General features: G+C 59.5%; 12 protein-coding genes. 6 read left to right on the top strand and 6 right to left on the bottom strand.

Features of this window, described 5'->3' with window-relative positions:
- Window positions 1-43 precede the first annotated feature (43 nt).
- The gene (locus tag KGB06_RS06960) at window positions 44-2674 is read right to left on the bottom strand and encodes an MGH1-like glycoside hydrolase domain-containing protein (protein ID WP_223513128.1); all 2631 of its coding nucleotides are present in this window, start codon (window positions 2672-2674) and stop codon (window positions 44-46) included.
- 260 nt (window positions 2675-2934) lie between these two features.
- Between KGB06_RS06960 and KGB06_RS06955 the strand changes: the two genes are divergently transcribed.
- The 3 genes from KGB06_RS06955 to KGB06_RS06945 all read left to right on the top strand — a co-directional run bounded on the left by KGB06_RS06955 (window position 2935) and on the right by KGB06_RS06945 (window position 6130).
- Window positions 2935-3798: a LysR family transcriptional regulator gene (locus KGB06_RS06955; protein ID WP_223513126.1), complete on the top strand. Its 864-nt coding sequence runs from the start codon at window positions 2935-2937 to the stop codon at window positions 3796-3798.
- Window positions 3799-3896: 98 nt separating this feature from the next.
- Window positions 3897-5042 (top strand): sterol desaturase/SRPBCC family protein, encoded by a 1146-nt coding sequence (locus KGB06_RS06950; protein ID WP_223513124.1) that lies wholly within the window; start codon window positions 3897-3899, stop codon window positions 5040-5042.
- Entirely contained in the window at window positions 5039-6130 is a 1092-nt protein-coding gene (locus KGB06_RS06945) for an SMP-30/gluconolactonase/LRE family protein (RefSeq protein ID WP_223513121.1), read from the top strand. Before KGB06_RS06950 ends, KGB06_RS06945 begins: the two co-directional genes overlap by 4 nt.
- A gap of 135 nt (window positions 6131-6265) precedes the next feature.
- On the opposite strand, the gene KGB06_RS06940 is transcribed toward KGB06_RS06945, so the two are convergent.
- From KGB06_RS06940 to KGB06_RS06920, 5 genes are all read right to left on the bottom strand, one after another.
- Window positions 6266-6430 (bottom strand): hypothetical protein, encoded by a 165-nt coding sequence (locus tag KGB06_RS06940; protein ID WP_223513116.1) that lies wholly within the window; start codon window positions 6428-6430, stop codon window positions 6266-6268.
- 109 nt (window positions 6431-6539) lie between these two features.
- Window positions 6540-6782 (bottom strand): YdcH family protein, encoded by a 243-nt coding sequence (locus KGB06_RS06935; RefSeq protein WP_150781221.1) that lies wholly within the window; start codon window positions 6780-6782, stop codon window positions 6540-6542.
- 96 nt (window positions 6783-6878) lie between these two features.
- Window positions 6879-7052, bottom strand: a complete 174-nt coding sequence (locus KGB06_RS06930) for a hypothetical protein (protein ID WP_223513918.1) — start codon at window positions 7050-7052, stop codon at window positions 6879-6881.
- 184 nt (window positions 7053-7236) lie between these two features.
- Window positions 7237-9348 (bottom strand): PAS domain-containing sensor histidine kinase, encoded by a 2112-nt coding sequence (locus KGB06_RS06925; RefSeq protein WP_223513115.1) that lies wholly within the window; start codon window positions 9346-9348, stop codon window positions 7237-7239.
- Window positions 9349-9534: 186 nt separating this feature from the next.
- Entirely contained in the window at window positions 9535-10224 is a 690-nt protein-coding gene (locus KGB06_RS06920; protein WP_084323454.1) for a GntR family transcriptional regulator, read from the bottom strand.
- Window positions 10225-10363: 139 nt separating this feature from the next.
- On the opposite strand from KGB06_RS06920, the gene KGB06_RS06915 reads away from it, so the two are divergent.
- From KGB06_RS06915 to KGB06_RS06905, 3 genes are read left to right on the top strand one after another with little or no spacing between them, the layout of a single operon-like run.
- Window positions 10364-11449: an ABC transporter ATP-binding protein gene (locus KGB06_RS06915; RefSeq protein ID WP_223513113.1), complete on the top strand. Its 1086-nt coding sequence runs from the start codon at window positions 10364-10366 to the stop codon at window positions 11447-11449.
- Between the two features lies 1 nt (window position 11450).
- Entirely contained in the window at window positions 11451-12368 is a 918-nt protein-coding gene (locus tag KGB06_RS06910) for an ABC transporter permease (protein WP_223513110.1), read from the top strand.
- Window positions 12365-13153, top strand: a complete 789-nt coding sequence (locus tag KGB06_RS06905) for an ABC transporter permease (protein ID WP_223513107.1) — start codon at window positions 12365-12367, stop codon at window positions 13151-13153. Before KGB06_RS06910 ends, KGB06_RS06905 begins: the two co-directional genes overlap by 4 nt.
- Window positions 13154-13158 lie beyond the last annotated feature (5 nt).

The raw sequence follows: 13158 nt of genomic DNA, 5'->3' as shown, positions 1-13158 counted from the left end.
GCGAGCAGGCTCGCTCCCACAGGGGCTCGTGCCGGGCAGAAGATCATGGCTGCAACAACAACGCGATCAGCGCACTCCAACCCGTCTGATGGCTGGCCCCCAGTCCGCGTCCGGTTTCCCCGTGAAAATACTCATGGAACAACACCAGATCGCGACTGGCGGGATCCGCCTGTAACTGCGGATACGCCGCCATTGACGGCCGATTGCCCGTTTCATCGCGAAGGACAAGCCTGGTCAATCGTTGACTCAAGCGGTCGGCGACCTCTTCCAGTGACGCCAGAAACCCCGACCCCGTAGGGTATTCCACCGAAAAGTTCTGATCGTAATAACGATGAAACTCGCGCAAGGATTCGATCAGCATGTAGTTGATCGGCATCCACACCGGCCCGCGCCAGTTGGAATTGCCACCGTACAAGCGTGATTCGGATTCTGCCGGCTCGTAATGGGCACAGAGCCGTTCACCATTGATTTGCAGGCCGAAAGGCTGTTCGGCGAAGGCCTTGGACAATGAGCGAATACCGAACCCGGAGAGAAACTCGCTTTCATCGAGCATGCGTTTGAGCAGGTCCTTGGTGCGCTCGCCACGCAACAATGCCAGTAGCATCCGGTTGCCTTCGCCAGGTTCGGTCCAGCGTGAAACCAGGCTGGCGAGATCCGGGCGGTGACGCATAAAACCGAGCAAACGCTCACGCAATCCGGGTAATCCTTCATGCTCGTGTTGCTCCAGCACCTGCACGGCAAACAGAGGCATCAGGCCAACAATCGAGCGCAAACGCAGCGGTTCGTTCACACCACCGGGTCGGTGCAATACGTCATAGAAAAACTGGTCCTGCTCGTCCCACAGCCCTTCGGCGTCGGAGTCGACCCGATTGATTGCCCCGGCGATGTAGAGGAAATGTTCAAAGAACTTCACCGCTATATCGACGTACACGCTGTTGCGCTTGGCCAACTCCAGCGCGATGCGCATCAAGTCCAGCGCATAAGCGGCGACCCACGCCGTACCGTCGGCCTGGTCCAGCTGATATCCGGGCGGCAATAGCGCCGAACGATCGAACAACGCAATATTATCCAGCCCCAGAAAACCGCCCTGAAACAGGTTGCGGCCTTCGGCATCCTTGCGATTGACCCACCAGGAAAAGTTCAGCAGCAGTTTGTGGAAGATTCGCTCGAGGAAATCCATGTCCCCTGTGCCGGTCAGCGCCTTGTCCTGCTGATACACCCGCCAACAAGCCCAGGCATGAACCGGCGGGTTAGCGTCGTCGAAACGCCATTCGTAGGCTGGTAACTGGCCGTTGGGGTGCATGAAGCGGTCTTTGACCAGCAGCAATAATTGATGCTTGGCAAATCCAGGATCGATCAGCGCGAAAGCCACAGCCTGAAAACCCAGATCCCACGAGGCGTACCACGGATACTCCCACGTGTCGGGCATGGAGACGATGTCGAAATTCGCCAGATGTCGCCAATGCGTATTGCGGATGTGCGAACGCCCGGAAGGGGGCGAAGGTTGCGCCGGATCGCCGTCGAGCCACTGATTGACGTCGAAGTAATACAACTGTTTCGACCAGAGCAACCCGGCCAGCGCCTGACGCTGAACATTGCGCGCATCCGGATCGCCGATGCCGGCTTGCAGGGCCGCGTAAAAATCATCGGATTCAGCGCGACGCCGCTCGAATAGTGTTGTGGCATTGACCCGAGCCGCGCCGGTCGGGGCGAAACGCAGGTAGACGCATCGGCTTTGGCCCGCCTCGAACGTCAGGGCGAAATGCGCTGCTACCCGGGTTCCAGTGTCATGGCGGATCGCATCGTTGTTGCCAGCGACCAGAAAATCATTGATGCCGTCCTTGAATGGACCACTCGCCGCCACGCCATTCAGTTTGGGGAAGTTGCTCTCGTTGTTGCAGAACAGCCATTGGCAGTCTTCCTCGCCCCAGGCGCTGACCTGCCGATCGGCGAGTTGCGGGTGCCGAGCCAGGACCTCATCACCGCTAAGAGTTAGGCTCGGTCGCAGCCCGTCGGCCGCCCAACTCCAGGTGTTACGTGCCCAGAGCTGCGGCAACACGTGCAGCCGTGCTGGCTGATCGGATCGGTTGTGCACGGTGACGCGCATAAAGACGTCATCTGCCGCCTGTTTGGCGTATTCCACCGTCACGTCGAAATAACGGTTGTCTTCAAACACGCCGGTGTCGAGGATTTCATACTCGGTATCGGCCAAGCCACGGCGGGCATTTTCGGCCACCAGGTCCGCGTAGGGAAATTCGGCCTGCGGGTACTTGTAGAGCATGCGCATGTAGGCATGACTGGGCACGCCATCGACGTAGAAATACAGCTCTTTGACGTCCTCGCCGTGATTGCCTTCTGCGTTGTTCAAGCCAAATAGACGCTCTTTGAGAATCGGGTCACGCTCATTCCATAAGCCCAGCCCCAGACACCAGTGCTGAGCCTTGTCGCAAAACCCGGCAAGCCCGTCCTCGCCCCACCGATAGGCCCGACTGCGGGCGTGTTCGTGAGGAAAATAGCGCCATGCATCGCCGTCGGCGCTGTAGTCTTCGCGCACCGTGCCCCATTGGCGTTCACTCAAGTAAGGCCCCCATTCGCGCCATGCCTCGGCATCAGCGCCCGCCAGACGCTGGCCTTCAGTGGTATCGAGGATGTTTGCTGCGTGCTTTGCCGTCATGGGTGGGGTCGCAGGGCGGGAGACGTTTGCAGTGTAGTGCGTTGGCACGCTACCTATCTGAACACCCCCTGTAGCAGCTGGCGAAGCCTGCGTTCGGCTGCGCAGCAGTCGCTAAATCAGGCACCGCGGTGTTTCAGACAGACCGAGATAGCCGGATTCACGACTGCTGCGCAGCCGAACGCAGGCTTCGCCAGCTGCTACATACGCCGGTTCCAGCGGTATCCGTTTACAATGGCCGCACCTTTCGCACCGGCTTGCCCATGGACATCGACCTCGCTCGCACCTTTCTTGAAATTGTCCGCCACGGCAGTCTCGCCGCGGCGGCGGAGAAGCTCCATGTCACCCAGACCGCGATCACCGCGCGTGTGCAGAAGCTTGAAAGCCATCTGGGCAGCACGCTGTTCGTGCGCAACCGCGCCGGCGCGCGTCTGACGCCTAATGGCGAGGCCTTTGTGGTGTACGCCAATCAACTGGTCGAGACCTGGGAAGCGGCACGCCGGGATTTGCCGCTGCCTGAGGGTTACCGTGATGTGCTGCACATCGGTGGCGAGGTCAGCCTGTGCAATCCGTTGATGCTCCGTTGGGCCGGCGAACTGCGCGAGAAGATTCCCAGCCACGCCCTGCGCATGGAAATCCGCGACGGCGAAAATCTCTTGCGGCAATTGGAGCTGGGCGTGCTGGATGCAGCGCTGGTCTATCAGCCGCAGTACTGGCCGCGCCTGCAAGTCGAGCAGGTGTTGGAAGAAAAACTGGTGCTGGTGCGGTTGGCCAGCAAACCCGACCCATACGTATACATCGACTGGGGCTCGGAATTCCGTCGCCAGCACGATGCGGCTCTGCCGGAAAAAGCCAAAGCCGCTTTGAGCTTCAACCTCGGCCCGCTCGGTTTGCAGTACATCCTGGAAAACGGCGGCAGCGGCTACTTCCGCACACGCGTGGTCCAGAGTTATGTGCAAAGCGGTGTACTGGAACCCGTGCCCAAGGCCCCGGAATTCAATTACCCGACCTACCTGGTGTATTCGCGCGATCGCGACTCGGTCACCCTGCAACGGGCGTTCGATTTGCTGCGTGAGGTGATCCAGTCCGATGACGACTGGTCACAGCGCTGGAATCCGCTGAGCTGAACACACCGGATCATGGCGTTTGTGTCCTCTAGTTGCGCAAGCCTTTGCGGGCAGATCAGCTAATCTGCTGGCTATAACAATAACCAGAGGTGAGCGCAGTGAGGCAGACCATCCAGGCATTCCGCAGCCGCTATCGCGCCGACATTCATCCCCTCTACAACCCGTGGCTGCACGGCGCTTTTGTGCTGGTTTTCGGGGTGCTGGCCATCGGCGGATTCTGGAGCACCGTGCATCAGGTCAAGCCGCTGGAATGGCTGGCGGTGCCGGTCACGTTGTTGTTCTTCAACTTCGGCGTGTACGGGGTGCATCGACATCTGGGTCATCACAAAAAGAGCTTTGCGCGGATGTTCTACGCCCGTCATGCCGGCGACCATCACAGCTTTTTCGCACCCGGCAACATGACCTACGACAGCGCCCGGGACTGGCGAGTGATTTTGTTTCCAGCCTGGCTGATCGTGGTGTACACCTGTTTCATTGCCCTGCCCCTGTGGTGGCTGCTTGACCGGTTTGATGCCAACGTCGCCGGCTTGGTGGGCGGCTGTCTGGTCCTGGGTTACCTGACCTATGAAGTGTTTCATGCCTGCGAGCACCTGCCACCCGGCAATCTGGTCACGCGATTGCCGTGGATTCGTCAGATGCGCCGCCTGCATGAACTGCATCACCGCCGCGAGCTGATGCAGGAGCGCAATTTCAACATCGTGTTTCCGCTGATGGATTACCTGTTCGGCACCCTCTACTGGGAGCCGGATCATGCCCCCCTGCCCTTGACGAGAACGCCCATGACCCGCATGCAGCACCAGATCGCTATCGCAGGAAGCCCGATTGACGTGCTCGCCTACGCCAGCACCGTCACCCGTTGGCCGGAGTGGCATCCGTCTTCCCTCAAGGTTGACGGTCAGGCCGGACCGTTGCACGCAGGCTCACGGTTTGAGGAAGACATCAGGGCCGGCGGCCGCGACGGGCACCTGAGTTGGGAGGTCAACGAGTACCTGCCGGGACGCCGTTGGAGCGCCCAGGCGAGGGGTGATCACGGGTTGTCGCTGGTGGTGACTTACGAATGCGCGGCCGCGGGTTATGGCACGCAATTTATCCGCACCCTGGAATATCAGTTCGCAGGTGTCGGGATGCGCATTGCCAATCAGCTGTTGCTCAAACGGCGCATCGAACGTGAATCCGCCGAATCGATGCTGGCCTTGCGGGAGATGGCGCAAAAACAACTGACACCCGCCGGAGCCAACGTGTGAGAAAAATCATCAAGTTCCGACATCTGCTGGCACTGCTCTTGATTGCCCTTTGCGCCTTCCTGTTGCTGTTCCCGACCAAGGTGCAACCGGTCGCCTGGAATCCGCCACCGGCGCCCTCCCTCACCAGCGGCGTCTACGCCGACAATCAGCGCCTCAAAGGCGTGGAGCGTGTCGGACCGGCTGACATTGAGGGGCCGGAAGCGCTGCTGCTGGATAGCGACACGCTGATCACCGGCCTGCATGACGGCAGGTTGATTCGCACGAGCATCGACGGCAAAGAAACCAAAGTGCTGGCCGATACCGGCGGCAGACCCTTGGGCCTGGCGCGTCACCCCAATGGTTTGCTGGTGATCGCAGACGCCGTTAAAGGGCTGCTTTCACTGGATGCCCAAGGCCAATTGATCCCCTTGGCCACCACGGCTGGCGATGTGCCTTTTGGTTTTACCGATGACGTGGCCATCGACACGTCCGGACATTTCGCCTATTTCAGTGACGCCTCCAGCCGGTGGGGCTATGGCAAGGATGGCGAGGCGATCATCGAACATGGCGGCGATGGCCGTTTATTGCGTTATGACTTCCAGACCGGGAAAACCACCGTTTTGCTGGATAAGCTGGAGTTCGCCAACGGCGTCACGCTGGGGCCGGACGACAGCTTTGTACTGGTCAACGAAACCGGCGCTTACCGGATCAGCCGCTATTGGCTGACCGGGCCGAAAGCCGGCACGCATGACCTGTTTATCGACAACTTGCCGGGACTGCCGGACAACCTTTCGTTCAACGGTCACGACCGCTTCTGGGTGGCGCTCTACGCGCCGCGTAGCGGGCTGCTCGACCGCACGGCGCCGCACCCTTTCGTGCGCAAAATGATTGCCCGGGCGATGACGGTGCTGCCTAAACCGGTGGAAAAGCGGGCCTTTGCCTTGGGGCTGGACCTGGACGGCAAAGTGATTGCCAATTTGCAGGACGCCAGCACAGGTAATTATTCACCGATCACCACGGTGCGTGAGTATGGGGACTGGCTGTATTTCGGGTCGCTGGAGGCAACGAACATGGCGCGGCTGCCACTCAGCACCGCCCTCCAGAAATAACACAGTTCAAAATGTGGGAGCCGGGCTTGCCCGCGATGGCGGCGGCACTGGCGAAATAAATGTATCAGGCAGGCCGCCATCGCGGGCAAGCCCGGCTCCCACAAGGGCGGGTTGGCCCACAGGGGGATGTGTGGATTATTCGGAATCTGCGTCGTCAGCCGTTTCCTTATGCCCCCGCTCGGGGTCATCATCCTCTAGATCCGGATGGGTCGTGATCTGGTTCGGGCTCAACCGCTCAGGATGAGTCGGAATCGGGTCATACCCGCCCTGCTCTTCACTCGGAAATCTGGGACCAGACATAAGGCACCTCTCTGGGAGTCATTAATGATGACTCTTCAATTACGAGGTGCCGGTTTTCACCCCGTTCCAAATTTTGCGACACCGGTCGTCGGTGGCTCGAGACGGCGCGTCAGGACGATGCCTGCAATTGTTGGACGATCTTGTCCTTGACCTGCAAGCGCTTCTCCTTGAGCTTCTTCAACACGTCATCACTGGGCGCATCGGATGATGCAGTCTCGGCCTTCACCACTTCAGCGTCCGCCTGGGAGTATTTGTTGATCAGTGAATCCAGTAACGGATCCTTGGTGCGTTTTTGCTGGATCTCTTCCTTTGAAACCTTCAAGTCCTGAAACAGGTCATGGGGCACCGGCATGGAACACCTCCGTTTTGATGATCGGAAGCAAACGCGATGGATTGCGTTCACCAACTATCAGAATGGCCTTGGATTGAGCGTTCTGTCGACCACCTGTCAGACCAGCGGTGCCCGTTCGTCGTCCTGTCGCAAATGCGATAAAACCTTTGCCCAAACCCCGACCTCCAGCGCATAAGGCGCCACGGATTCAAAATCGCGGCGTTGCGCTTCGGCGTAGAGCGTCGAGAACGCCAGGGAAGACTTGCCTGAGCCCGAGACCCCGGTGAACACCACCAGCGCATCGCGCGGAATTCGGATGGACTTAATCAGTTTTTAGAAAGTACACCAAACCCCTGTGGGAGCGAGCCTGCTCGCGAAGGCGGTGTGTCATTAAACATTTATGTCGGCTGACACTACGCCTTCGCGAGCAGGTTCACTCCCACAGTTGGTTTCTGTTGATCTTCCACAGGGGGGATTAGCCATTGAGGACTGTGCGAACCATTCGGGTGAGTGCTTCGGGGTCGTAGGGTTTGCTCAGCAAATGCGTGTCGGGGCTGAGTTGGTGATTGCGCGAGATAATGTCACGGGTATGGCCCGAGGTGAACAACACGGCCACCGGGGGAGATTGCACCTTGGCCCAGGCCGCCAGGTCAGAGCTTTTGATCAGGCCGGGCATGACCACGTCAGTGAAAATCAGGTCCACTGCCATGCCTTCCAGCAACCTCTGCATCGCCTGATCGCCGTTGGCCGCCGTCAACACCTGATAGCCTTCTTCACGCAGCAATTCCACTGCCGAGGTGCGAACCGCTTCGTTGTCTTCGACCACCAGAATGGTTTCATGACCACCGCGCTGCTGCGCATCTTGCGGTGTTGTTTCACTGGGCGCCAGTCTCAGGCTACGCGGAAAGTACAACTGCACCCGAGTACCGTGTCCCTCGGTGCTGGAGATCTCGATGTGCCCGCCGCTCTGTTTGACGAAACCGAACACCATGCTCAACCCCAGCCCCGTGCCTTGGCCGTCGGCCTTGGTGGTGAAAAACGGTTCGAAGGCCTGCGCAAGCACCTGGGGTGGCATGCCAACACCGCTGTCCGCCACCGCAACGCAGACGTAGTCGCCGGCCACGATGCCCTTGCCGGCACAAAACCTCTGGTCGAGGGTGATGTGCTCGGCACTCAGACCGATGGTCCCCTCACCTTTCATGGCATCTCGGGCATTGATCGCCAGGTTGAGAATGGCGTTTTCCAGTTGATTGCGGTCAACAAAGATGTGCCAGGGTTCATCCGGGGCATTCACCTTGATCTGGAGGGTTTCACCCAGCGCTCGCTGCAAAATTTCAGCCAGACCTTCGAAGACCTGCTTTGGATTGCAGACGGCTGGCGACAGTGGCTGGCGACGGGCGAAGGCGAGCAATTGTGAAGACAATTTGGCGCCACGTTCGACGGCGGCAATGGATGCACTGACCCGGCGCTGCACGTTGGCGTTGTCCGGTTCGTGCCGCGCCAGCAAGTGCAGGTTGCCGGCGATCACCTGCAACAGGTTATTGAAGTCGTGGGCCACACCACCGGTGAGGCCGCCGATGGCTTCGAGTTTCTGTGATTGGCGCAGTTGTTCTTCGGCAGCCAGCCGCGCTTCGACTTCATCGGCGACGCGCTGCTCCAGGTTGCGCGTGAACCTGAGCAAGGATTCTTCGGCGGTCTTGCGTTCATGGATGTCGATCAATACGCCGGGAAAGCGGAACGGTTCGCCCTGTTCGTTAAACTCGCAACAGCCACTCGCCTGCACCCACAAATAACTGCCATCCGGGCGCAGCACCCGATACTCCGCATTAAAGGCATCGCCGGTTTCTACCGATTGATTGACCTGTTCCTGCACCCAACTGAGGTCGTCGGGATGGATCCTGGCTTCGGCGACATCCGGGGGCAGGTTGGTCAGATCCTGATCAGCGGGAAAGGAGAAAGTACGGGCGAAGCGCTCGTCGCCGGAGAGCCTGTTGGCCTTGATGTCCCAGACAAACGAGCCGAGCAAGGCCCCGGCATTGAGTGCCAGGCGAACCCGTTCGTTGTCGGCGCGATAGGCGTCTTCCGCGGCCTGACGGCGATGTTCGGAAATGACATGCTCAGTGGTCTCGACCACCATCGCCATGACCCCGGCCGGCTTGCCGTCATCATCAGTCACCGGGCTGTAATAGAGGTCCAGCCAGACGTTTTCGGGGATGCCGTCGCGCAGCAAAACCAGCTCTTTATTACGGTAGGACAAGGTGCCGCCCGCCAGGCAGGTATCGACCACGTTCCGATTGAACTCGGCGACTTCCGGCCAGCCCAGTTCCACCGGGGAACCCAACAAGTAAGGATGACGGCCGCCGGCGAATTTGGAGTAGGCATCGTTGTAGATCATGTACCCGGCGCGGCCCCACAGCATCACCATCGGCAGTGGTGAGGCGAGCATCAATTGCACCGCGCTGCACAGGCTCGCGGGCCAGGTGTCGAGGCTGCCAAGTTCGGTCTGGCACCAGTCGAACGCGCGAATACGCCCGGCCATTTCCCCGGCCCAGCCGGCACACCCGTGGCTTTCCTCTAGAAACTGCATTGACTGGCTCTTAGTCCCTGTAGATGAACTGACACTAGGGATCGCGACTGTGTGAAGACGGCGCGGCCCGTTTGTTTCGAGCATCGCCGACGTCAAATGGTTTCATAGAGGTTAGCTGATTCTTCGGGTCTTCCGCGGCCACCCCGCTCACTCCTACAGGAAAGCAGCGGAGTGTCAGCTACAGGGTCACACCTCAATCAGGTGCTTGAGCGGGTGGTAGCCGGTTTTCAGCGTGGCGGCGACGTCGAGAATGGCCTTCTCGATGCCGTTCAAATGCATGCAGGTCAGTTCAATCGCGGCGCTCTGGTTGCCGGCTTCGATGTACTCGATCAACCGCAAGTGTTCGTCATCGCGGCACGCCTCGTGGCTGTCGTCATCCAGCGCGGCGGCATACAGCGAGGCGCGGGAAATCAGCTTGCGGAACCAGTCCAGCAGCACCGGGTTGTTCAGGCTTTGCGCGAGCTTGATGTGGAACTCGCCGAGCAAATGAATCAGCCGTTCATGGTCGCCGCTGCGATGCGCTTCGTCCTCCAGCAACAGGTGATCGCGCAGGTCCTGGGTCACGGCAGTATCGCGCCTACGACACAGCTCGCTGACGATACCGATCTCGATCAAGCGCCGGGTTTCGAACAGCGAACGGATCTCTTCGTCGCTGGGCAACGACACCGATGCACCTTTATTGGGCTCTGTCGTCACCAACCCATCGGCTTCCAATTGTTTGAGCGCGGCACGAACCGATGTCCGGCTGACATTAAAAAGCTCGGCCAGCGAGGCCTCGCCAAGCTTCATGCCCGGACGCAATGAACGCTTGCTGATCGCCTCGTAAACCCCTTGGTAGACGCGGTCGACTGTGGTCTCGAGTTTCTTCTCGGTCATTTCAACACTCCTTTAGCGCTAAACAACCGGCCCTGGCGATGAACTGCCATTGAAAAAGGGGGTTGCACCAGCAGATTAATCCGGTTATTTGTAGATTGCATCCAGATATTGCATACAATAATTAGAGGATTGCACCATTATGGGTCAACCAATAGCTATCGAAGTGCGTAATGTATCAAAGCGGTATTCCGACGATCCGGGGCTGGCTCCAGCCCTCGACAACGTTTCAGTCGACATTGCCGACAACGAATTCTTCACCCTGCTCGGCCCTTCCGGCTGCGGTAAAACCACCTTGCTGCGCACCATCGCCGGGTTCGAGCATGTCAGCGACGGCGAAATTCGCCTCGCGGGCGAACCGGTCAATCACTTGCCGCCGTTCAAGCGCCGGGTCAACACGGTGTTCCAGAGTTACGCGCTGTTTCCGCACATGAGTGTCGCGCAGAATATCGCCTTCGGCCTCGAGATGCAGGGTCTTGATCGCAAGCAAATTGCCCAGCGCGTCGATGAGATGCTCACCCTGGTGCAAATGCAACACCTGGCCCAGCGCAAACCGGCGCAATTGTCTGGCGGTCAGCAGCAACGAGTGGCACTGGCCCGGGCGCTGGCGCCCAAACCCAAAGTATTGTTGCTGGACGAACCGCTGTCGGCGCTGGACCTCAAACTGCGCAAGGAAATGCAGGTCGAACTCAAGCGCGTACAGAAAGAAGCCGGGATCACCTTCATTTTCGTCACCCACGATCAGGAAGAAGCCCTGACGCTGTCTGACCGGATCGCCGTGATGTCCGCCGGCAAAATCCTGCAAATCGGCACGCCGAACGATATCTACGAGCGCCCGAATCATCAGTTTGTCGCGCAGTTCATTGGCGACATCAACTTCCTCCCCGGCCACCTCAAGCGCGGTCAGCAAAACGAAAAACTCTTTGTGCCGAACGGCATGCCGGTGGAAATCCCCTGCCCGGCCCAGAGTTTTGACGGCGCGGCCGTGCAGTTGGCGTTTCGCCCGGAACGTTCTCAGCTAGTCGACCCGACACAACCACATCACCTGCGCGGCGTGATCGAAGCAGTGTTGTACGTCGGCACAGCGACCCTTTACCAATGCCGCCTGAACAACGACATCAAGGTGATGTTGCGCGAAAACAACGAGGGCCTGAACCGTGGCCGAGTGGTCGGTGATCGCGTCGCGGTCAATCTGCCGCCCCATGCCTGCCTGCTGATGGAGGCCTGAGATGAGCGTCAGCAGCACTTCTCCCGCCCTCAACCGTGCGCTGTTGCTCAGCCCGGTGGTTCTGACCTTGCTGGCGCTGATCGCCATTCCGCTCGGCATCATGGGCTACATCAGCCTGTTGCCGCGCAACGTGTATGGCGGTGTCGACTGGCAGGCCAACTGGCAATTGCACAGCTACGTGCAGCTGTTTTTCCAGGAAGGTTTCGACGGTGAACTGGAACTGAACTGGGTCTACGCCCAGGCGCTGATCCGCTCGGTGTTCCAGGCCGGCGGCACCACGGTGTTGTGTTTCCTGTTCGGTTTTCCTGTGGCGCTGTGGATGTCGAGCCTGACCCCGCGTCGACGCAACCTGATGGTGTTGCTGATCACCATCCCGTTCTGGACCAACCTGCTGATCCGCAATTACGCGTGGCTGATCATCCTGCGCGAGCACGGCTGGGTCGCGCAAAGCCTCAACGCGCTGTTCCCGCAGGCCGGTGGCATCACCCTGCTCTACAACGACTTCGCGGTCAGCGTCGGGCTGGTCTACAGCTTCCTGCCGTTCATGATTTTGCCGATCTATTCGACCCTGGAAAAACTCGACTGGCGCCTGGTGGAAGCCGCCTACGACCTCGGCGCCAATCGCTGGCACGCGCTGAAGCGGATCATCCTGCCGCTGTCGATGCCCGGCGTGATTGCCGGTGCATTGCTGGTGTTCGTGCCGAGCCTCGGTGCCTTCATCACTCCGGCGATTTTGGGTGGTGGCAAGACGCTGATGATCGGCAACCTGATCCAGCAACAGTTCGGCACCGCGCGTAACTGGCCGCTGGGCAGTTCGCTGTCGTTCCTGTTGCTGGGGATTCTGCTGCTGTCGCTGGTGGGTTACGCCCTCTATAGCCGCAGCGCCGCCAAAACACTTCGCCGGGGAGCCACCGCATGATCGCCCTGCACCTGAAAAAACTGCCGCTGACCCGCGAAGTCAGCCTGTTGATCCTGGCCTATTTGTACGTGCCGATCTTCGTGCTGATTGCCTACAGCTTCAACGCCAACCGCTCGGCAACGGTGTGGACCGAGTTCTCGTTCGCCTGGTACGGACGGATCCTCGCCAACCCATCGATTCAAACGGCGGCACTGAACTCAATCATCGTCGCCAGCATCGCCACGATCTGCGCCACGGCCATTGCGTTGCTCGCCGCGCTGGCGACTTACCGGCCGTTTTATGGCCAGAAAATGGTCGAGGGCGGGATCAACCTGCCGCTGATCCTGCCGGAAATCGTCACCGCCGTGGCCACGCTGCTGCTGTTCATGGCGCTGGGGATCAAGCTTGGTCTGCTGACGGTGATCGTCGCGCACATCGGCTTTTGCATTCCCTTCGCTTACCTGCCGATCCGCGCGCGGTTGAACGACCTGGACAAGAGCTTGCTGGAGGCGGCGAACGATTTGTATGCCAACCCATGGCAAGTGTTTCGCCGGGTGACGCTGCCGCTGCTGTGGCCGGCGGTGTTGTCCGGTTCGGTGCTGGCATTCGTGGTCAGCCTCGACGATTTCATCATGACCTTCTTTGTGGCCGGCCCGGGTTCGACGACCTTGCCGGTGTACATCTTCTCGGCGATCAAGGCCGGCGTGACGCCGGAGATCAATGCGATCTCGACCCTGATGCTGCTGATTTCCATCGTGCTGGTGGTGCTGGCCTTCTGGCTGGGACAGCGCGGCAAAAACCAATGAGTCTG

It is taken from the genome of Pseudomonas sp. GL-B-19, assembly GCF_019956415.1.
Taxonomy (GTDB): domain Bacteria; phylum Pseudomonadota; class Gammaproteobacteria; order Pseudomonadales; family Pseudomonadaceae; genus Aquipseudomonas.
This window is presented reverse-complemented; position numbering and strand designations above follow the sequence as displayed.

What these genes read in the sequence shown, in the direction of transcription:
- KGB06_RS06935 (WP_150781221.1), bottom strand. Translation starts at nt 6,782, where the DNA reads ATGCCGGTGCCCCATGACCTGTTTCAGGACTTGAAGGTTTCAAAGGAA.
- KGB06_RS06910 (WP_223513110.1), top strand. Translation starts at nt 11,451, where the DNA reads ATGAGCGTCAGCAGCACTTCTCCCGCCCTCAACCGTGCGCTGTTGCTC.
- KGB06_RS06940 (WP_223513116.1), bottom strand. Translation starts at nt 6,430, where the DNA reads ATGTCTGGTCCCAGATTTCCGAGTGAAGAGCAGGGCGGGTATGACCCG.
- KGB06_RS06960 (WP_223513128.1), bottom strand. Translation starts at nt 2,674, where the DNA reads ATGACGGCAAAGCACGCAGCAAACATCCTCGATACCACTGAAGGCCAG.
- KGB06_RS06925 (WP_223513115.1), bottom strand. Translation starts at nt 9,348, where the DNA reads ATGCAGTTTCTAGAGGAAAGCCACGGGTGTGCCGGCTGGGCCGGGGAA.
- KGB06_RS06920 (WP_084323454.1), bottom strand. Translation starts at nt 10,224, where the DNA reads ATGACCGAGAAGAAACTCGAGACCACAGTCGACCGCGTCTACCAAGGG.
- KGB06_RS06905 (WP_223513107.1), top strand. Translation starts at nt 12,365, where the DNA reads ATGATCGCCCTGCACCTGAAAAAACTGCCGCTGACCCGCGAAGTCAGC.
- KGB06_RS06915 (WP_223513113.1), top strand. Translation starts at nt 10,364, where the DNA reads ATGGGTCAACCAATAGCTATCGAAGTGCGTAATGTATCAAAGCGGTAT.
- KGB06_RS06955 (WP_223513126.1), top strand. Translation starts at nt 2,935, where the DNA reads ATGGACATCGACCTCGCTCGCACCTTTCTTGAAATTGTCCGCCACGGC.